At 75.5% G+C, this 20,406-nt stretch carries 12 protein-coding genes, 1 pseudogene and 1 riboswitch; of the genes and pseudogenes, 5 read left to right on the forward strand and 8 right to left on the reverse strand.

Annotated elements, in window-relative coordinates; genetic code table 11:
• Positions 1–259 precede the first annotated feature (259 nt).
• The 3 genes from KBZ10_RS10720 (at position 260) to KBZ10_RS10730 (ending at position 7,118) form a co-directional block, all read left to right on the forward strand.
• Positions 260–2,431, forward strand: a complete 2,172-nt coding sequence (locus KBZ10_RS10720) for an Ig-like domain repeat protein (protein WP_210987300.1) — start codon at positions 260–262, stop codon at positions 2,429–2,431.
• A gap of 119 nt (positions 2,432–2,550) precedes the next feature.
• Positions 2,551–4,704, forward strand: a complete 2,154-nt coding sequence (locus KBZ10_RS10725; RefSeq protein ID WP_210987301.1) for an Ig-like domain repeat protein — start codon at positions 2,551–2,553, stop codon at positions 4,702–4,704.
• A 260-nt stretch (positions 4,705–4,964) separates the two neighbouring features.
• Positions 4,965–7,118: a bifunctional glycosyltransferase 87/phosphatase PAP2 family protein gene (locus KBZ10_RS10730; protein ID WP_210987302.1), complete on the forward strand. Its 2,154-nt coding sequence runs from the start codon at positions 4,965–4,967 to the stop codon at positions 7,116–7,118.
• 420 nt (positions 7,119–7,538) lie between these two features.
• On the opposite strand, the gene KBZ10_RS10735 is transcribed toward KBZ10_RS10730, so the two are convergent.
• From KBZ10_RS10735 to KBZ10_RS10775, 8 genes and pseudogenes are all read right to left on the reverse strand, one after another.
• Positions 7,539–8,240, reverse strand: a complete 702-nt coding sequence (locus KBZ10_RS10735; RefSeq protein WP_210987303.1) for a hypothetical protein — start codon at positions 8,238–8,240, stop codon at positions 7,539–7,541.
• Positions 8,241–8,327: 87 nt separating this feature from the next.
• Positions 8,328–8,837 (reverse strand): DUF6114 domain-containing protein, encoded by a 510-nt coding sequence (locus tag KBZ10_RS10740; RefSeq protein WP_307847332.1) that lies wholly within the window; start codon positions 8,835–8,837, stop codon positions 8,328–8,330.
• Position 8,838: 1 nt separating this feature from the next.
• Entirely contained in the window at positions 8,839–9,474 is a 636-nt protein-coding gene (locus KBZ10_RS10745) for a DUF6230 family protein (RefSeq protein ID WP_210987304.1), read from the reverse strand.
• 304 nt (positions 9,475–9,778) lie between these two features.
• Positions 9,779–10,606 (reverse strand): ECF transporter S component, encoded by an 828-nt coding sequence (locus KBZ10_RS10750; RefSeq protein WP_210987305.1) that lies wholly within the window; start codon positions 10,604–10,606, stop codon positions 9,779–9,781.
• Positions 10,607–10,674: 68 nt separating this feature from the next.
• Entirely contained in the window at positions 10,675–12,420 is a 1,746-nt protein-coding gene (locus tag KBZ10_RS10755) for an ABC transporter ATP-binding protein (RefSeq protein WP_210987306.1), read from the reverse strand.
• Between the two features lie 725 nt (positions 12,421–13,145).
• Positions 13,146–14,264 (reverse strand): annotated as a pseudogene (locus KBZ10_RS30515) (CbiQ family ECF transporter T component); the annotation flags it as partial.
• Between the two features lie 371 nt (positions 14,265–14,635).
• Positions 14,636–15,397 (reverse strand): SCO2322 family protein, encoded by a 762-nt coding sequence (locus KBZ10_RS10770; protein ID WP_374223330.1) that lies wholly within the window; start codon positions 15,395–15,397, stop codon positions 14,636–14,638.
• 224 nt (positions 15,398–15,621) lie between these two features.
• On the reverse strand, positions 15,622–16,902 hold the full coding sequence (locus KBZ10_RS10775; RefSeq protein ID WP_210987307.1) for a prenyltransferase/squalene oxidase repeat-containing protein: 1,281 nt from the start codon (positions 16,900–16,902) through the stop codon (positions 15,622–15,624).
• A 162-nt stretch (positions 16,903–17,064) separates the two neighbouring features.
• Positions 17,065–17,212, reverse strand: a riboswitch (cobalamin riboswitch).
• Positions 17,213–17,431: 219 nt separating this feature from the next.
• Here KBZ10_RS10775 and lanKC point away from each other — a divergent pair.
• On the forward strand, positions 17,432–20,155 hold the full coding sequence (gene lanKC / locus KBZ10_RS10780; RefSeq protein ID WP_210987308.1) for a class III lanthionine synthetase LanKC: 2,724 nt from the start codon (positions 17,432–17,434) through the stop codon (positions 20,153–20,155).
• The gene (locus tag KBZ10_RS10785) at positions 20,152–20,286 is read left to right on the forward strand and encodes a SapB/AmfS family lanthipeptide (protein WP_210987309.1); all 135 of its coding nucleotides are present in this window, start codon (positions 20,152–20,154) and stop codon (positions 20,284–20,286) included. Before lanKC ends, KBZ10_RS10785 begins: the two co-directional genes overlap by 4 nt.
• Positions 20,287–20,406: the final 120 nt, after the last annotated feature.

Consider the following 20,406-nt stretch of genomic DNA (forward strand, 5'->3'; position numbering starts at 1 on the left):
GTACTATAAGCAGTTTGCTGCTGAATAGCAAGAATTGAGGACATTGCCCCGGTTATGCCGATCCGCGGCAGGGGATCACCACAGGGTCCACAGCGGGCGGACACGTCCCCGGCTCGGGCCGGTCCGCCGACCGCTTCACGGTGGGGCCCCCGGAAGTTCCGGAGGTGCGGGACCCAGGGGGTCCGCGGGCACCGACGCCGCACCGCACTCCACTCCGGGCCGGCTGCCCACCCTCCGTACCCACACGGGAGAGATCCACATGGATGCGCACACGCACCAGTCCCAGCAGCGAGCGGGGCGTCTGCCCCGGCAGGCGGGCGGGCGGCCACCCCTGACACCCGGGGCCCCGGCGGCGGCCGCGCAGGCCCGCGTCCTGGCGACGTCCACGATTCCGGTCGGCACGTCACCCTCCGCCGTGGAGATCACAGCGAGCGGCAAGGCCTACGTGGTCAACACCGGCTCGGACGACATCACGGTGATCGACACGGCCACCGGAGCGGTGCTGACCACCATCACGCTGCCTCCCGGCAGCGCGCCGATGGCGGCCGCCGCGATCAGCGGCAAGGTCTATGTGGCCAACTTCAACACCAGCACGATCTCGGTGATCTCCACGGCCACCGACACGGTCACGAACACGATCGCGCTCCCGGCCGGCTCCGCGCCGATCGGCGTGGCGGTGTCCAACAACAAGGTGTATGTGAGCAACTTCCTGGGGAACAACGTCACGGTCATCGACACGTCGACGGACGCGATCCTGCCCGTGTCCCCCCTTCCGGCCGGCACCCTGCCGTCCGCGGTGGCCTCCACCAACGGCCGGGTCCTCGTGGCCAACACCGGCTCCGACAACGTCACGGTGATCGACAGCGCCACGGACACGGTGGCCGGCACCGTCCCGCTCCCGGCCGGTTCCGGGCCCTCCTCGGTGGCCGCGGCCGGCGGCTTCGCCTATGTGGTGAACTCCGGCTCCGCCACGGTGTCGGTCATCGATGCCACCTCGCTGGCGGTCGTGGGCACCATCCCGCTCCCGGCCGGCACCCAGCCGGTCGCGGTCGCGATCGCGGCCGACGGCCGGGCCTATGTGACCGACAACGCCGGAGGCGTGGTGGTGGTGATCGACACGGCCACCAACACCATCCTGTACACCGTCCCGGCCGGCACCACGCCCTACGGCATCGCGGTCGCGCCCAACGGGGACATCTACGTGACCGACTACACGGCGAACCAGGTCACGGTCCTCTCCGTGCCCGTGGTCTCGGGCATCAGCCCGGTGTCCGGGCCCACCACGGGCGGGACGGCGATCACCATCACGGGCAGCGACTTCACCGGGGCGACCGGGGTGACCATCGCGGGGGTGCCGGCCGCCTCCTTCACGGTGAACAGCGACACGAGCATCACCGCCGTGACCGCCCCCGGGACGGGCAGCGGCCCGGTGATCGTCACCACGCCGGAGGGCACCGGCACCAGCGTCGGCACGTTCACGTACATCTTCGTCGCCACCTCGACCACGACGACGCTGGAGGTGATTCCGGATCCGGCGGGGTGCGGTGAGGACGTCACGCTGCGGGCGACGGTGGTCACGGGCACCGGTGCTCCGGTGACGACCGGTTCGGTGACGTTCATCCTCAGCGACGACGGTCCGGTGCAGACGGTGGCCCTCGACGCCTCCGGGCAGGCCAGTGCCGTCTTCTCCGGCCTGGATGCGGGCGGGCGGCAGGCCGCGGCGTTCTACACGCCGGCCGACACGAGCACGACCGCGTCGAACTCCCCGCTGACGCCGGTGACGGTCCAGCAGGTCACCACGACCACGACGGTGGTGGCCGTTCCGGCCTCCAGCACCCAGGGGCAGCCGGTCCAGTTGACCGCGACCGTCGCTCCGGCGACGTCCGGGTCGGCGGTGATCAGCGGCACCGTCACCTTCACCGGCCCGGGTGGTTTCAGCCAGACCGTTCCGGTGAACGCCGCCGGGGTGGCGACCGTGACCACCAGCGCACTGCCCGTCGGCGCCAACACGGTGACCGCCACCTACAGCGGCGACGGCTGCTTCACCGGCTCCACCGGCACCGTCACCGTCAACGTCACCGCGCCCACCACCACCGCCACCAGGCTCGTCGCCGTACCGGCCGCCATCCGGATGCGGACCAACGGCACCTTCGTCATCCCGACGCTGCGCGCCACCCTCACCAATGCGGTCACCGGGGCACCCCTGCCCGGCCAGACCGTCACCTTCACCGCCGAGCCCACCACCGGGCAGGTCACCCTGGGCACCGCCGTCACCAACGCCTCGGGTGTCGCCACCGTCAGCAACGTGCCCGTCCAGTCCACGCTGGTCACCGCGGACTACTACCGGGCCAACTTCGCCGGGACCGCCGTCTACAGCCCGTCCACGGACAAGGCACCGCTGGACTTCCAGCCGCTGCCACTCCTTCCCTGAGCAGCGCGAGCCGGGGGCCGTTCCGGGTGGAGACCAGCAACCCCGGTACGGCCCCCTTCCACGCCGTGCCCGCTCCGGAGCGCGGCGTCCCGCCCCCTCTGCGTGCAACGGAGACGCGTATGAACCCGCAGCAACTGCGGCGGCCGGGCGGCCGGGTGCCCCGGCCCGCCGGCCGGCTCCCGGCCCCGGCCGCCGCCCGCCATCCGCAGGCGGCCGCCGCGCCCGGCATCCTCACCGCCCTCACCATCACGGTCGGCACCAACCCGTTCGGGCTGGACGTCGGCAACGGCAAGCTCTACGTGGCCAACAACGCCGCCAACACGGTGTCGGTGATCGACACGGCGACCGACACCGTCGTGGTCCCGGCCATCCCCGTCGGGGAGTGGCCGTACGACGTCGCGGTCGCACCGAACGGCAAGGCCTATGTGACGAACTCCTCCGCCGGCACGGTGTCGGTGATCGACACGGCCACGGACCAGGTGCTCACCACCGTCGCGGCCGGCGACTTCCCGGCCGGGGCGGCGGCCGCCGGGGACAAGGTCTATACCGTCCTCTCGGCCGGGAACGCCGTGGCGGTGATCGACACGGTCACGGACCAGGTGGCCGACGAGATCCCGGTGGGCGAGAACCCCATTGCGGTGGCGGTCGCACCGAACGGCAAGGCCTATGTCACCAACTCCGGGGACGGCACGGTCTCCGTCATCGACGCCGCCACCGGCGAACCCGTGGGCCAGCCCGTACCGGTCGGCTCCGGACCGTTCTGGGTGGCCGCCGCTCCCAACGGCAAGGTGTACGTCACCGGCAGCGACGAAACGGGGACGGTGACGGTGATCGACTCGGCCACGGACCAGGTCCTGGCGGTGATCCCCGTCGACGGCGTTGCCTGGGGTGTGGCGGCCGGCGCCGACGGCACGGTCCGTGTGGCCGTCCCCGGACCCGTCCCCTCGATCCTGCTCATCGACTCGGCCACGGACCAGAGCGTGGGGCAGATCGCGACCGCCGACCCTCCGTACCTCCTCGCGGTGGCGCCCGGGAACAAGCTCTACGCGACCAACGCGGAGTCCGACACCGTCACCGTGCTCATCCCGCCCGTGGTCGCGGATTTCACCCCGAGCACGGGCTCCGAGGCGGGCGGTGAGACGGTCCTGATCACGGGCAGCGGCTTCACCGGGGCGACCGGGGTGACCATCGCGGGGGTGCCGGCCGCCTCCTTCACCGTGAACAGCGACACCGGCATCACCGCCGTGACCGCCCCCGGTTCGGGCAGCGGCCCGGTGGTCGTCACCGGTCCGGAGGGCGCCGGCACCAGCAGCGGCACCTTCACGTACACGCTGCTTCCGGCCACGACCACGACGACGCTGGAGGTGATTCCGGATCCGGCGGGGTGCGGTGAGGACGTCACGCTGCGGGCGACGGTGGTCACGGGCACCGGTGCTCCGGTGACGACCGGTTCGGTGACGTTCATCCTCAGCGACGACGGTCCGGTGCAGACGGTGGCCCTCGACGCCTCCGGGCAGGCCAGTGCCGTCTTCTCCGGCCTGGATGCGGGCGGGCGGCAGGCCGCGGCGTTCTACACGCCGGCCGACACGAGCACGACCGCGTCGAACTCCCCGCTGACGCCGGTGACGGTCCAGCAGGTCACCACGACCACGACGGTGGTGGCCGTTCCGGCCTCCAGCACCCAGGGGCAGCCGGTCCAGTTGACCGCGACCGTCGCTCCGGCGACGTCCGGGTCGGCGGTGATCAGCGGCACCGTCACCTTCACCGGCCCGGGTGGTTTCAGCCAGACCGTTCCGGTGAACGCCGCCGGGGTGGCGACCGTGACCACCAGCGCACTGCCCGTCGGCGCCAACACGGTGACCGCCACCTACAGCGGCGACGGCTGCTTCACCGGCTCCACCGGCACGGTCACCGTCAACGTCACCCAGCCGGTCATCACCGCCACCCGCCTCGTCGCGGACCCGGCCACCATCCGGCTCCGCCGGGACGGCACCTTCGTCATTCCCGTCCTGCGCGCCACCCTCACCAACGCGGTCACCGGCGCACCCCTGCCCGGCCGGACGATCACCTTCACCGCCGCGCCGCTGCCGGTCTTCACCGTTTTCGGCAGCGCCGTCACCGACGCCAATGGAACAGCCGTCCTCACCGACATCCCCGTCCCGGCCACCATGGTCACCGCGAGCACCTACCAGGCCGTCTTCACCGGGACGCCGTCCCTCCGCCCGACCATCGCCCTGGCACCGCTCGTCTTCCGGCCCGTGCCGCTCCTCTGACGCCCTGCCGGACAGCCGGCCGCACGCTCCCCCCACCCTGTGTCCCGTTTCCGCCCGGGTGGCGTGATCCGGTCATCGCCCCCGCGGCCGGCCCGGTACGGCCGGAAACACCCGGACACGTCGCCCGCCTCCACGGAGGACCCGGACTAATCTGCGGGCAATGGGCGGCGACGGTCAGGTGGCCGCCCGGTGTCCCGCGTCTTGCCGGGCGCAGGAGGACACGGACACCCACGGGCGGAGAAGGCGGGGGCGGGCGGACGGTGGCGAATCCGGAGAGAAACGGACCGGGGGCGGTCGCGGAACCGGCGGCATCACGGACGATCCTGGCCGCCGGCGCGCTCTGGCTGGTGGTCGCCCTGCTGGCGGCCCGTCAGACGGCGGCCGTGCTGCACCTGCCCCCGCAGCGCCGGCTGGCCGACCTGGCGGCCTGGATCGGGGAGAACGGCGTCCTGCGGGCCGGGCAGCCGCTGTACGGCGACGGGGCCGGCGCCTTCACCGGGACCCCGTTCGCGGGACTCGTCCTGAAACCCTTGACCCGGGCGGCCGAACAGGCCCTCGGGATCGGCTGGACCTTCGGCACCCTGCTGCTGGTCGTCGCCACCGGACTGGTGACCTCGCGTCTGCTGCCGGGACCGCGCTCCCGGCACGCCGCGCTGTTCGGCGCACCCGTCGCGCTGGTCCTGCTGGTCGTCTCGGTACCGGTGCGCAACACCTTCACCCTGGGCCAGACCAGCGTCCTCCCCGTCCTGCTCGTCCTCACCGCCTTCCTGCCGCGCTGCTCCGCCCGCGCGTCCGGCGTGCTCATCGGCATCGCGGCGGCGCTCCAGCCGACCGTGCTGCTGTTCGCCGCACTGCTGTGGGCGACCGGCCGGCGGCAGGCCGCGGCGACGGCCGCGGGAACCTTCGCCGCCTGCTCGGCCCTGGCCTGGGCCGCGTCACCGGACGACTCCTGGACGTACTGGCTGCGCCACGCCGCGGGCGCCGGCCTCGGCGGACCCGCCGACAGCCCGGCCAACCAGTCCCTGCACGGACTGCTGCTCCGGCTCGGCGCGCAGGGCCCGCTGGAAGTCGTGCTCTTCCTCGCCCTCGCCGCGGCCGTCGCCGTGCTGGGGCTGCGCCGGGCCGCGCGGTACGCGGCCGACGGCCAGTGGCTGCTCGCCGTGGCGCTGGCCGGCTGCGTCGCGGTGGCCGTCTCGCCCACCGCGTGGCAGCACCAGCAGCTGTGGATCCTGCTCGCCGCCGTCGGGCGGGTCGGGCGGCGCCGCGCCGACCGGCTCGTCTGGCCCGCCGTGGTCGTCCTGGTGATGACGCTGCACCGGGACGCCCTGGTACCGAAGATCGAGTGGATAGGGCTCATCGGGGAGAACGCCCCGCTGCTGGCAGCCCTGGCCGCCGCCTGCGCGGTGCCGTTCCTGAGCCGGGCGGAGCCCGAGTGGCGGCGGCCGCGCCCGGCGCCGCAGCTTTCCCCGGCGGCCGTCGCGACCGGGCGGCTGCCGCTGCTGCGGTCCTGGCCCCAGCCGCTGGCCCGGCCCAATCTGCTGCTGGAACTGCTGCTCATCCGGGTCGGCTACTGGGCGTACTCCTGGGTCCGCGGGCAGGCGCCCGACGGGCGGTGGCTCGCGGAGCACCACGGCCGGCAGATCCTCGGCGTCGAGAAGGCCCTCGGCATCGACGCCGAGCTGTCGTTCAACCTGCTGGTGGCGCGGACCGGCTGGCTGGAGAACGCCATGAACTTCTCCTACACGACCTTCCACTTCCTGGTGCCGCTGTCGCTGCTGGGCTTCATGTATCTGCGCCGCCCGGTGCTCTACCGCTGGGGGCGCACCTCGCTCGCGCTGGCCACCCTGCTGGCCCTGATCGGCTTCTGGGCCTACCCGCTGGCACCGCCGCGGCTGATGCCGGGGCTCGGCTTCGTCGACACGGCTCACGGTCCGCAGGACCTGGACCACCCCGACTTCGGCGCGCTGACGGGGATCTCCAACCAGTACGCGGCCATGCCGTCGCTGCACGTGGGCTGGTCGCTGTGGTGTGCCGTGGTGGTGTGGCGGCTGACGCCCGCGCTCTGGCCGAGGGTGCTGGGCGTGCTGTACCCGGTGCTCACGACGGTGGTGATCGTCGGCACCGCCAACCACTATCTGCTGGACGCGGCGGGCGGGGTCGCGGTGGTCGCGGCGGGCTTCGGGCTGCGGCAGCTGCTGATCGGGCGTCCGGCGGAGGCACCGGGGGGTGCGGAGGCGCCGGGCGGTGCGCCGCGGAAGCGTGCCGCGGACGATGCGGTGCCACGGGCCGGCGGAGCGGGGGAGCGGCCGGCGGAGGAGCGGACGGCGGGTGCGGATCCCGGCCGGGATGCCGCTCCGGAACTCGCGGGGAGAACGGCGGGCGGGGAGAAGGCCGCCGCGTCCGGGGAGAGCTGAGCGGGACCGTGCCCGGAGCGCCGGAGCGCCGGACCCTCCGGCGGGGCGGCGGGCGGTCGCCGTCGCCCCGCGCCGCATTCCGCGAAGAGGGGAGCACGGGCCATGGCCGGGCACCTGCGTGACCATCAGCCCGAGCCCGAGCCCGAGCCCGAGCCCGAGCCCGAGTCCGAGTCCGAGTCCGAGCCCGAGCCCGCGCCCGAGCCCGAGCCCGCGCCCGAGCCCGAGCCCGAGCCCGCGCCCGAGCCCGAGCCCGCGCCCGAGCCGGAGGCCGTTGCCGCGTCCCGGTGGCCCGGCCGCGGCGGCCCGGCACCGGCCGCCGAGCGGAGGGCCCGTACGGACCGGGCGCGCGACCGGTCCGTACGGGCGCCGGCCCGCAGCCCGGCGGAGGGGACCGGCCCGGGCCGCGGGGGCTGGTGCGGGTCAGCCGGTGACGGTGATCTGCGAGGCGGGGTCGGTCACGTCCGTGATGTCATAGGTGGCGTTGAAGTCCGACGTCTCGGCGCTGGTCGGGCAGCCGAAGCCGCCGGTGGCCGACACCGGGACCTGCGCGTCGGTGAAGGTGAGCTGCGAGGGAGCGCCGTTGGCCCAGGTGCCGGTCACGGGCGCGGCACCGTCGGGGGCGGCGGTCACCGTGCAGGAGGCGAGGCCGCTGGTCTTCAGCACGAAGCCGCCCTGGGGGATGGTCAGGGTCGCGCTGCTGGGGTCTCCGTGCTGCATCGAGACACCCCAGACGCCGGTGGTGGTGATGGAGACGGACACACCGGGGAGGCTGGAGCGGCAGGAGCTGTAGGTCGGGGCGTTGATGACGCTCTCCACCGGGCCCGCGGCGTTGGTGTTGCCGGGGGCGTCGGGGACCTGGTTGGCGTTGGACGTGCCGTCCGCGTCGGGTGCGGAGCTGGAGACGGTGCAGGTGACGGTCACCGCGCCGGCCGTGAAGGTCGCCGATCCGTTGAGGGTGGCGGCGAACCGGTGTCCGGCCGGGGAGACGGTGGTCGGCCCGGCCGCGGTGGTGTCCGCCGGGGCCGCTGTGGCGGAGGCGGCGCCGGTGAGGGCCAGGGCGGCGGCGGTGGCGGCTCCGGTGCCGCAGGCGACGAGGGCACGCAGGGCTAAGGCTCGCGTCATGGTGGGGGTTCTCCTTGTGAGGGTCGGGGTGGAACTCGGGGTGAGAGGGGGTCGTACGGGGGTGCGGGGGACGTGCCGGGGACGGGTTCAGCTCCCGGGGCCGGCCGCCGGTGCGGGCCCGCTTCCCGGCGCCGGGGGTGGGGGCCGGTCTCCGGCCGCGTCCCCCTTCGCCTGCCGCGGCACGGGCCGCCAGGCGAAGATCATGGAGCCGCCGACGATGCCCAGCACGGTGCCGGCGAAGAAGCCGCCGAGGTTGGACATCACCAGTGCGGCGGCGGCGAGCAGGACGGTCACAACGCCCGCGAGGCCGCGGTAGTGGGGGGCGAACCAGGCGCTCAGTCCCATCACGATCATGATGAGGGCGAGCAGGACGGAGGGCAGGCCCGCGATGCCCTGGTGCAGCATCATCTCGAGGGGGGCGAGCGGGATGACACTGATCTCCAGACCGGCGAGGACGGTGACGAGACCACCCCAGAAGGGCCGGCTCCGCCGCCATCGCCGCCACCGGGCCCGGGCACCGGGCCGGGTGGCGGCCCGGTCCCCGTGCTCCGGACCGGCGGTGCGGCGGACGGGGCCGGACGGGGCGCTGCCGGGCACGTCAGAAGCACTCCGTCCGGCCCTTGTGGATCTTCATGTGCAGTCCGGCGAGCTTGAAGGTCCCGGCGGTGGTGGCCCAGGCCGTCTGCCGCAGCTTCGTCATCCGGATGTCGTCGGCCTGCTGGGAGAAGAGGTCCTGCATGCCCCTGGCGCCGTCCGGTCCCTTGTCGAGGGTGGAGGCGTCCCGGCCGATCTCGATGTTGTTGAAGGAGGCGTCGCCCGCGAGTTCGGTGGCGTCCAGGAGCAGGTCGGTGGCCTCGACCTTCTTCTTCCCGGTGCCCGCCGAGAGCTTGAGCGAGATGTCGCCGACGACCGGCAGGCTGGTGACGACGGACTGGCAGAGGTTGGTCATCTCCGCCTTCCGCAGGCCGGTCACGGCCACGGGCAGCAGGTCGTCCCGGACGTTGGTGTCGAAGCTGCCGTACTGGACGAAGCCGTCGCCGGTGAGTTCGTCGGCGGAGACCTTGAACTCCTGGCCGGATACGGCGAATGAGGCGGCGAGCGCCCCGTTGGCCAGCGCGACGGCGAGCGCCGCGGTCGCCGCGAATCCCGGGACCGCGAGTAACGCGAATCTCCGCAGTCCGACCCGGCCGGAGATGGTTCCGTCCGCGTCGTCCGTGTTCCGAATGTCTTCCATGGTCTGTCCCCTTGTGCTGGTGAGCGGTGGAGAACGGGGTCAGCGCCTCGGACTGCGCGTCAGCGGTGCGTGGGGGGAGGTGGTGCGGCTCTGTGCGCGGTACGAAGGGGCGCAGTGGTGCAGTGTTGAGTGCATGCCAAGCCGTGGGTTACCGAGGGTATGACTCGTCAGTAACCTTGGCAAGACCGCTGCGGAAGGGGATTCCCGGAGCCCCCGGAGCCGCCGGGACGGCCGGGAGCCACCGGGCGGGGAGTACACACCGGGCCACCGCGCAGCCGGGCCACCGGCGGCCCGCCGCTGCCGGTCAGGGCCGTTCGAAGGCCACCGGGACCTCGAAGGCGGCACGGCGGGTGGCGCGGCGGAGCGCCGCCAGGACGGTGGAGCCGAGGGTGAGGGTCAGCACCACGGTCAGCGCGGCCCGGGGCAGGTCCCAGCCGAGGGAGGTCGCCAGGCAGTACGCGGCGAAGCGGACGAGGTTCTCGTGCACCGGGTCGCCCGGGACGAAGGAGATGCCCGTCGCCAGACCGCCGATGTACGGCCACCCCTGGAGGTTCATCACCGTGCCGTAGAGGACGGCCGTCGCCCCGCCGTACGCGGCCAGCATCCACCGCTCCGCCCGGCCGCGCAGCCGCTCCGCCCCCGGCAGCAGGCCGGCGCCCATCGCCACCCAGCCCATCGACAGCATCTGGAACGGCATCCAGGGCCCCACCCCGCCGGTGAGCAGGGCCGAGGCGAACATCGTCACCGCGCCGAGGACGAAACCGAAGCCCGGGCCGAGTACCCGGCCGCTCAGCACCATCAGGAAGAACATCGGCTCCAGCCCGGCCGTGCCGGCGCCCAGCGGCCGCAGCGCCGCCCCGGCCGCCGCGAGCACGCCCAGCATCGCGATGGCCTTGGCGTCCAGCCCCGTGTCGGCGACCGTCGCCACCACGACGGCCACCAGCAGTGGCAGCAGCGCGGCGAACAGCCAGGGCGCGTCGCCCGAGTGGGCCAGCCCGGAGGCGGAGTCGGCGAGCAGCGGCCAGCCGAAGGCCATCACGCCGACCGCGCCGACGAGGACGAGCGCCGCGACCGAGCGCGGGCCCAGGCGGACCGCCCGCACCCGGCGGGGCCCCGGCCGCGCGGCGTTCACCGGGCGTCCGGTGGGTGCCGGTTCGTCCGCGGGCGCCGGCCGCCCGGGAGGCACCCGCCGTTCCGGACTCACCGGCCCGCCTCCGTCCGGGAGGCGGCCGGCGGGGCCGCCGCCGGCAGGGCGTTCCGCACCTGCGAGACGGTCAGCCACGGCTGCGGGGCCAGGATCTTGGACACCTGCGGGGAGAAGGCCGGGGAGGCGGTGACGACCTCGGCGGTCGGGCCGTCCGCGACCAGCTCGCCGTCCGCCAGGATCACCACCCGGTGCGCCAGTTCGGCGACGAGCTCCACATCGTGGGTGGCCAGCAGGACGGCGTGCCCGTCCGCCGCCAGCCCGCGCAGGATCTCCACCAGCCGGGACTTGGCGGCGTAGTCGAGCCCGCGGGTCGGCTCGTCGAGCAGCAGCAGCGGCGGGCGCGCCGTCAGCACGACGGCCAGCGCGAGCGCGAGCCGCTGGCCCTCGGAGAGGTCGCGCGGGTGGGTGGTGTCCGAGACGTCCGGCAGCAGGGCGGTGACCAGGGCCCGGCAACTGCCCGGCGCGGCGTCCGCGTCCCCGTCCGCCGCCGCGCACTCCGCCGCGACCGTGTCGGCGTAGAGGAGGTCGCGCGGCTCCTGCGGTACCAGCCCCACCCGGCGGATCAGTTCGCGCGGGGGCGTGCGGTGCGGGACGGCGCCGCCCACGACGGCCGAGCCGCCCGCCGGGCGGTGCAGCCCGGCGAGGGTGTTCAGCAGCGTCGACTTGCCCGCGCCGTTGCGGCCCATGAGGGCCACCGTCTCGCCCGGCCGTACGGTCAGCCCGATCCGGCGCAGCACCTCGGTACGGCCGCGCCGCACCGACAGCCGGGACAGCTCGGCGGTGGGTCCGGTGGGTCCGGCGGGTCCGGCGTCCGTGATGACGGCCGGTGCGGTGTCCGGGGCCGTACCGCCGGCGGCGGCCGGGCGCGGGGCGGGCAGCGGGCCCGCGTCCGGGATCGGGGCCGGGTGCGGCTCCGGGGCGAGCCCCGCGAGCCGTTCCCGCAGCGGGCCGGCCATCCGGCGCGCGTCCCGCACCGACAGCGGCAGCGGCGACCATCCGGCGAGCCGGCCCAGGGAGACGACCGGCGGCGTGACCGGTGACACGGCCATGATCTCGGCCGGTCCGCCCGTCACCGGGGGAGCGCCGGGCGCGGGCAGCAGGATGATCTGGTCCGCGTAGTGCACGACCCGCTCCAGCCGGTGTTCGGCCATCAGCACCGTCGTCCCCAGGTCGTGCACCAGCCGCTGGAGGACCGCCAGCACTTCCTCGGCGGCGGCCGGGTCGAGCGCGGAGGTCGGCTCGTCCAGCACCAGCACGCGGGGGTGCGGGGTCAGCACGGAGCCGATCGCGACCCGCTGCCGCTGGCCGCCGGAGAGGGTGGCGATGGGGCGGTCGCGGAGCGCGGCGAGGCCGAGCAGATCGAGGGTCTCCTCGACGCGGCGGCGCATCACGGCCGGGGCGAGGCCCAAGGACTCCATGCCGTACGCCAGTTCGTCCTCGACGGTGTCGGTGACGAAGTGCGCGAGCGGGTCCTGGCCGACGGTGCCGACGACATCCGCCAGCTCGCGCGGCCTGTGGGTGCGGGTGTCGCGCCCCGCGACGGTGACCCGGCCGCGCAGGGTGCCGCCGGTGAAGTGCGGGACGAGACCGCTGACCGTACCCAGCAGGGTCGACTTGCCGACTCCGGAGGGGCCGACGAGCAGGCACAGCTCACCCTCGGGGACGGTCAGGTCCACGCCGGCGAGCGCGGGCCCGGCGGCGCCTTCGTAGCGGACCGACACATCGTCGAACCGGATCACGGGTTCTCCTCCGGTGGGGTGGTGGACGCGGTACGGCGGCGCTCCGCGTGACGGGGCGGGCCGGAGTGGTCCGGCCCGGTGGCCGCGGGGGAGGCCGGACGGTCCGGCCCGCCGGTGCCGCTCCGCCGCTCGGGCCCGAGGTGGCCGGTACGGCGGCCGGGAGCGGGCGGGTCGCCCGCCGAGGGGCCGGCGGCGGTGCCCGGGGCGGGGCATCCGGCCGTGCGGTGCGGCCGGCCCGGCCGCTCCGCCGGGCCGTCGGCCGGCCCCTCCCGGCCCGGGCGGGACGGCGGGGCGGAAGCCGCGGGGGCGCCGTCGCCCCCGGCGGTGTCCGTGGCGTCGGCGGCGCCGCCCTCCGCGCCGTCGTCGGCGTCACCGCCGCCGGAGAGCTCCCGGGTGCCGGAGGGGCGGGACGGACCGGACGGGCCGGACGGGCCGGAAGACCCGCCCGGGGCACCGGGCTCCGGTGCCGTGGCCGGTACCGTCGCCCCGTCCGTCCGGCCGTGGCCGGAGCCGCTTCGTCCCGGGCGGAGGCGCCAGGCGGCGACGGCGCCTTCCGGGACGGCGTCCGGGTCCGGGCGAGGAGGGGAGGACGGGCCCGGGGACCGGCCGTCCCGGCCGTCCCGTTCGTGCCAGTCGTCCCGGCCGTCCCGCTCGTCCGCCGGACCGCCGGCTTCCGCGGACCGCGCGCCGGGGGGCGCTCCGGACCCGTCCGGGCGCTCGCGGCGGGTGCGGGACGCGGGCGCCGGGGCGGCCACGGCCGGAAGCAGGCCCAGCAGCACTCCGGCCGCGGGCCACAGCGGGAGGGCCGGCGCCGTCAGCGGGACGACCGACGGGTGCAGGTCCGCCGTGCCGGACGGGGCGGAGGCGGACCAGATCATCACCGCCGCCACCGCCGCCCCGGACCCGGCGACCAGCCAGGAGCGGAGGCCCCAGCGGTCCGGCCGGTAGCGGCTGCGCACCGAGCGGCGGCCGCCCAGCCACAGCCCGGCCAGCGCGGCGAGCAGCCCCAGCAGCAGGACGGGCAGGCCGAAGCCCGCCCCCTCCGCGGCCAGCAGGCCGTAGGTGCCGGCGCAGACGCCGAGCAGTCCGCCGAGAGTCAGCGCCGTCGTGGTGTGCCGTACGGCGGCCGGGACCCGGGCCGTGCGGCCGTAGCCGCGCGCGTCCATCGCCGCGGCGAGGGCGACGGACCGCTCCAGCGCGCCCTCCAGCACCGGCAGCGCGATCTGGAGGATCGCCCTGACGCCCCGGTCGGCGCGCCCGCGCAGCCGGCGGGCGGCGCGCAGCCGCACCACGTCGGCGACCAGGTTGGGGGCGAAGGTCATGGCGACGACGACGGCCACGCCCGCCTCGTACAGCGCGCCCGGCAGCGACTTGAGCAGCCGCGCCGGGTTCGCGAGCGCGTTCGCCGCGCCCACGCAGGCCAGGAGGACGGCCAGTTTGAGGCCGTCGTAGAAGGCGAAGACGAGTCCCTCGGCGGTGACCCGGCCGCCGATCCGCACCCCGCGCGCCCACTCGGGCAGCGGCACCTCGGGCAGCGTGAAGAGCACCCGGCTGCCGGGGATCGGCGAGCCGAGGAAGACCGAGAAGACCAGCCGGATGGCGATCACCACCAGGCCGAGCTTGAGGAACGCGCTGTAACTGCGCGCCCAGGGCGCGTCGGTGCGCCGGGCGGCCACGACGTAGCCGGCGACGGTGGCCAGCAGGGCGAGCAGCAGCGGATTGGTGGTCCGGGACGCGGCGGTGGCCAGGCCGAGGGCCCACAGCCACCAGGCCCCGGCGTGCAGGGCGTTGCCGCGCGCGGCCTCCGGCGCCCGGGCGGTGAGACGGCTCCGCAGCCGCCTCACCGCCGACGGCCCCGCGGTCCGGCCCGTGACGCGACCCCGGCGCACGGGACCGGCCACACCGTCGCCCGGGCTCGCGCCGTCGCCTCGGCCCGCGTCTGCGCCCCGGCCCAGCCCCGTGTCCGCGTCTGCGCCGTGGCCCAGCCCCGTGTCCGGGGTCGCGCCCTGGCTCAACCCGGCGGTCCGTGCCGCGTTCCGGCCCGGGCCGGGCTTCCGGCTCGTGTCGCTCGCGTCGCCGCCCGCGCCGCGTCGCGGCTGCCGCCGTGCGCGCGGTACGGCGGCAGCCGCGGGGCGTGCGGGAGCGGCACCGCGGTCCGCTGCCGGCCGGGTGCTGTCGCGGGGGCCGGGACGGGGCGTCCCGGGGCTGCCGGTGCTCATCCGCGGCGTCGGCGGGCCTGCCAGGCGGCGCCCGCGGCGAGGACGGCGACGACGGCGGCACCCGCGTAGAGACCGGTGGACGGGCCGTCGCCGGATCCGTCCGCCGGTGCGTCGCCGGCACGGTCGCCGGCCGCGCCGGCGTCACCGGAGCGGTCGGAGCCGCTTCCGCCGGACGGGTCCGCGCCACCCGCCCCGGCACCCGCGTCGCCGGACACCTGTTCGCCGCAGCCGCGTTCCGGGTAGCCCGCGATCGCGCACAGCAGGGCGGAGGTGTTGTAGCGGAGCGGCTTCGCCACGGCGGCCAGGGCCTCGCCGCTGGTCGCGTCCTCCGGGACGGACGCGCACTCCGTGCGGGGCTCCGGGGGCCGCTCGCCGTCCGGCGCGTCCTCGGCGGTGCCGAAGTCCAGCAGCAGGGCGACCCGCTTGCGGCCGTCCTCGGCGGGGGTGCCGGCGCAGACCGTGCCGAAGTCGGCGGTGCCGCGCGGCTTCGCGCCGTCCTGGGTGTTGACGCTCACGGAGAAGCGGAAGCCCTCGACATCGCCGTCGGCGGGCCGGGCGGTCGCCGGCCCCTCGGTGGCGTAGCTCCAACTGCCGCCGTCCCGTTGCCAGAAGGACCAGTAGCGGTACCCCTCGGCCCGCGCGGGCCCCGCACCGAGCGCGGTGACGGCGGCCGCGAGCAGCAGCAGGGCCGCCCCGCGCACCCCGGGGCGCGCGGCCGGGCGCCGCCGGACGCCGGCCCGGCGCCCCGCGTCCGGCACCGGCCCGCCGGAACCCGCCGCGCCCCGGCACCCCGCACGGGGGCGCGCGGCCGGGGGACGGCCGGCACCGCTCGGACCGGTGCCGCGCTCGGCGCCCCGCGCGGTGCGGTGCGCGTCCGTCCGGCCCGGTGCGGCGGCCCGCGGCCCCGTCCGGCACGGCTCGGTGCCGCGCCGGCCCGGGCCGCCCGGCTCCCGCCGCCCGGCGGTCTTCCGCGGCCGCCCGCTCACGACCGCTTCTTCCGGGCGCCGGCCAGCAGCAGGGCGGCGCCGATGACCAGACCCGCGAGCACGCCCGCGCCCAGCACCCACCAGAGCGCGGAGACGTTCCCGGACCCCGACTTCTCCCCGTCCTCACCGGTGTCCGCGCCGGCCGCCCGCACCGACTCCGGCTCCGGACCGGTGGCGTTGAGCTGCTTCACCAGGTCGGTGCCGCCGAAGGAGCGCGGGTCGCCGCCCGCGGCGTGCGCGGCGAGGACCAGCGTGCCCAGCCCGGCCGGGTTGTCCGCGGCCCACTCGGCGCTGTTCTTCTCCAGCCAGGCCAGCGGGGCCTCCGCCGCCTCCGGGTGGCCGGCCGCCGCCAGGGCGATCACGGCCTCGGCGGTGTTGCCGTGGTCCGGCACCGGCTTGTCGGCGCCCGGCGCGAGCGAGGTGAGGTGCCCGTCCTTCTCCAGCAGCGCGGTGAGGTACGCGGCGGCTCCGGACGCGGCCTCCTCCGGCGTACGGTCGGCCTCCGCGCCGGAGCCGCACTCCAGCGGCTCGGGGGCGCCGCCGCCCTTGCCGCCCTCGCCGCCGTCCCCGGCGGCCGGGTCGGCCAGGAGGCCCTTGCCGTGGCCGGCCAGGACACCGGCCACCGTGGCGTCGGCGTTGGCCAGGAGGCGGCCCTTCTCGTCGGGCTGGAAGGCGTAGGCACCGCGGTCACCGCTGTCGGCGTCGCAGCCGAGCTGGAGCTCCGTCAGCGCGTCGTACGGGGACTTGCCGCCCGCCCGGGTCTTCGCCGGCTTCTCGCCCGCGGCAGCGAGCGCGCCGACGACCACGGAGGTGGAGTTGGTGTCGCTGGGGGTCCCCGGGAGGTAGCCCCAGCCGCCGTCCTCGTTCTGCACGGACTTGAGCCAGCCGACGGCCTTCCCGACCTCGCCGGTGTGCCCGCCGAGGGCCGCCAGTGCCTGGACGGCGATGGCGGTGGCGTTGCTGTCCACCGGCGTCTTGGCGTCGCACTCGGCCGAGGCGTCCGCGCGGTACGCGGCGAACGCGCCGGAGTCGCACTGCTGTCCCGTCAGCCAGTCCACGGCTTCGGCGGACGGGGTGACACCCGCGGTGTCCTGGGCGAGCAGGGCTATGGACTGCCGCCACACGGCGTCGTACGTGGGGTCCTTGTCGCCGTGGAGCCCGGCCGGGAGCTTCGGGGAGGCGGAGGGCGCGGCGGTGCCGGCCGAGGCGGCGGGTGCGGCGAGCGCACCCAGCACGGCGGACGCGGCGAGGGCCGCGGCGGTACGGCGTACGTTCATGGTTCGGTGCCTTCCGTTGTGGTTCTCGTGGTGGGGGGCAGCCGGGCACGGCCGACCCCGGCCGCGCGGACCGCACGCGGAGGGCACACCGGGCTCGTCTTCCGTATACCTCGACGGTGCCGTCCGGGGGCGGGCGCCTCTGGGGCGCCGCACCGGCGGACGGGAGCCTGTTCGCGCCCCGACAGGTGCTCCGGCTCGTACGGCCGCGCGGGAGCGCGGGTTGTACTCACGGTTGCGGGTCAGCGCCGGATTCGCACCGGTCTTCCCCTGTCAGGGCACGGATGAAGTTGTCGGGAGACACCATAACCGGCCGGTGGAAGATCATCGAACGGGCGTCCGCCCGTCCTGCCGGGAGGGGTCGGGCGCGGGGCCCGCGGGCACCGTTCGACGGCAATCGAACTGCCGTAACTTACTCGTGCGTTCCGCACATCAGGGTCGTGACAGCTGTGACTGTTCCGCCGGCGCCCCCGGTGACAGCCTCGAATGCAGACCGAGAGGCCCGCACCACTGACCGGGACGAAGGAGCGTCATGGACCTGGGGTACGCCGTGTACTGCGACGCGGACCGCACGTTCTACGACGCCCCGCACCGTCTCTCCGCCGGCGCCGGTGACACCCCCGGAGCGCCCGGCGCCCTCTACGAGCACGCCCGCCGCGAGGCCCCCGAGGGCTGGCAGCGGCACAGCAACGGCGACTGGCTGGCCTTCCGCCCGCTCGACACCGCGCTGCCCGCCCAGGGCTGGAAGATCCACGTCTCGGCCACGCTCGACAACGCCGAGAAGATCCTCACCCGGGTCTGGGACTACTGCGTGCCGCGGTCGGTGGCCTTCAAGTTCATCCCGGGCCGGCACCTGCTCCGCACCCGCAACGCCAAGTACGCGGACCGCGGCGCCAGCGGCAAGTTCGTCACCGTCTACCCGGAGAACGACGAGCAGTTCGGGACCATCGCCCGCGAGCTCGGCGAACTCCTCGACGGGGAGCCCGGCCCGTACATCCTCAGCGATCTGCGCTGGGGCGCCGGCCCGGTCCACGTGCGCTACGGCAGCTTCACCGAACGGCACTGCTACGACGACCAGGGCGTCCTGCGCCCCGCCGTGGAGAACACCGAGGGGAAGCTCGTGCCCGACCGCCGGGACCCGGCCTTCCACATACCCGAATGGGTGGCGCCCCCGGCCTGCCTCACCCCGCACATCGAGGCCCGCACGGCCACCCGGACCACCGGCCTCCCCTACCGCATCGAGAAGGCCCTGCACTTCTCCAACGGCGGCGGCGTCTACGCCGGAACGGACACCCGCACCGGGGAGAAGGTCGTCCTCAAGGAGGCCCGTCCGCACGCCGGCCTCGCGGCCGACGGAGCCGACGCCGTGACCCGGCTGGAACGCGAACGCGCCGCCCTGGAACGCCTGTCGGGCCTCCCGTACACGCCGGAGGTGCGCGACTCCTTCGTTCTCGGCGACCACCACTTCATGGTGCTGGAGTTCCTGGAGGGCAAGCCGCTCAACACCTTCTTCGCCCGGCGGCACCCGCTCATCGAGCCCGATCCCGCACCGGAGGCGCTCGCCGAGTACACGGACTGGGCGATACGGATGCACGGCATGGTCACCGAGGCCGTCGAGGCGGTCCACGTCCGGGGTGTGGTCTTCAACGACCTGCATCTGTTCAACGTCATGGTCGCGGAGGACGAGTCCTCCGTCGCCCTCCTCGACTTCGAGGCCGCCGCGCACATCGACGAGGGCCGCAGACAGGTGGTCGCCAACCCGGGCTTCGTCGCCCCCGCCGGACACCGCGGCTTCGACGTCGACCGCTACGCGCTCGCCTGCCTCCGCATCGCCCTCTTCCTCCCGCTCACGAGCCTCTTCGCCGTCGACCGGAACAAGGCCGCGCACCTCGCGGAGATCGCCGCCCGGGAGTTCCCGGTGGACCGCGGGTTCCTCGACGAGGCGGTGGCCGAGATCCTCCGCGACCCCGCCGCGGAACCGGCGGCGGCCGGCGCGCACGCTTCCGCCCCGGCGGCCCGGGCCCCGTACCTTCCCGTCGAGCCCGCGGACTGGCCGCGCAGCCGGGACTCCATGGCCCGCGCCATCCTCGCCTCGGCCACCCCCGACCGCCACGACCGCTGCTTCCCCGGCGACATCGCCCAGTTCCGGGCCGGCGGCGGCCTCTGCTACGGCTACGGCGCGGCCGGCGTCCTGCACGCGCTCGCCGAGACCGGCGGCGGACGGCACCCGGAGGCGGAGGAGTGGCTGCTGCGCCACACCGAACGGCCCGCCCCCGGCACCCCGCTCGGCTTCTACGACGGCATCGCCGGCATCGCCTGGACCCTGGACCGCCTCGGCCACCGCGAACGCGCCGTGGAACTGGCCGGGCTCACCCTCGCCGAGGACTGGTCCGGCATGGCCCCCGACCTGCACAGCGGACTCGCCGGCATCGCCCTCGCCCTGGACTCCCTGGGCGCGAGCACGGGCGAGACCGCCCTGGAGGACGCGGCCGCGCGCTGCACCGCGATGGTCGCGGACCGCTTCGCCCGCTCCGACGGCACCGAGGCCGCCACCGGTGGCGGAACCGGACGGACCGGCGGGGGAGTGCCCCGCGCCGGACTCCTCCACGGCGGCGCCGGCCAGGCCCTGCTCTTCATCCGCCGGTACGAGCGCACCGGGGACCCCGCACTGCTGGACCTCGCGGCGGAGGCCCTGCGCCGCGACCTCGCCCGCTGCGTCACGGGGGCCGGCGGCGCCCTCCAGGTCGACGAGGGCAAGCGCACCATGCCCTACGTGGGCGCCGGCAGCGCCGGCATCGGCATGGTCCTCGACGACTATCTGGCCCACCGCCACGACGAGGACTTCGACCGGGCGCGCGGCGGGATCGTGCAGGCCGCCCAGGGCAAGTTCTACGCCCAGCCCGGACTGTTCCGGGGCGCGGCCGGCATGGTCCTCCACCTGGCCCGCACCACCACCGGCGGGCCCGGCACGGACGACACCGCCCTGTGCCGCCAGATCACCTCCCTCACCTGGGGCGCCGTCCCCTTCCGCGGGGAACTCGCCTTCCCCGGGGAGCAGATGATGCGTCTCTCCATGGACCTCGCCACGGGCACCGCCGGGTGCCTGCTCGCCCTGGGCAGCGCGCTGCACGACTCTCCCGTGCACCTGCCCTTCCTCCCGCCGCCCGCCGGGCGGCCCCACGAGCCGGTCTCCGCCGGAGGCCGTACCCAAGAAAATCCCGTCCCCACGGACATCAAGGAAAGGACAGTGTCATGACCCTTCTCGACCTGCAGACCCTGGAGACCCCCGCCGAGGAGCTCACCGGCGAGCTGGCGACGGGCGGCGGCTCCCGCGCCTCCCTGCTGCTCTGCGGCGACAGCTCCCTGAGCGTCACCACCTGCAACTGATCTGAGCCTCTTCGGAGGCAGTCAGGTCGGTTGGCGCGGCCCCGGACGGCGACACTCCGCCCGGGGCCGCGCGCCCACCGTACGCGCCGCCTTCGCCCGCGCGTCAGCGCAAGGAGGGAG

The sequence above is a fragment of the Streptomyces sp. F63 genome (assembly GCF_018070345.1).
GTDB lineage: Bacteria > Actinomycetota > Actinomycetes > Streptomycetales > Streptomycetaceae > Streptomyces.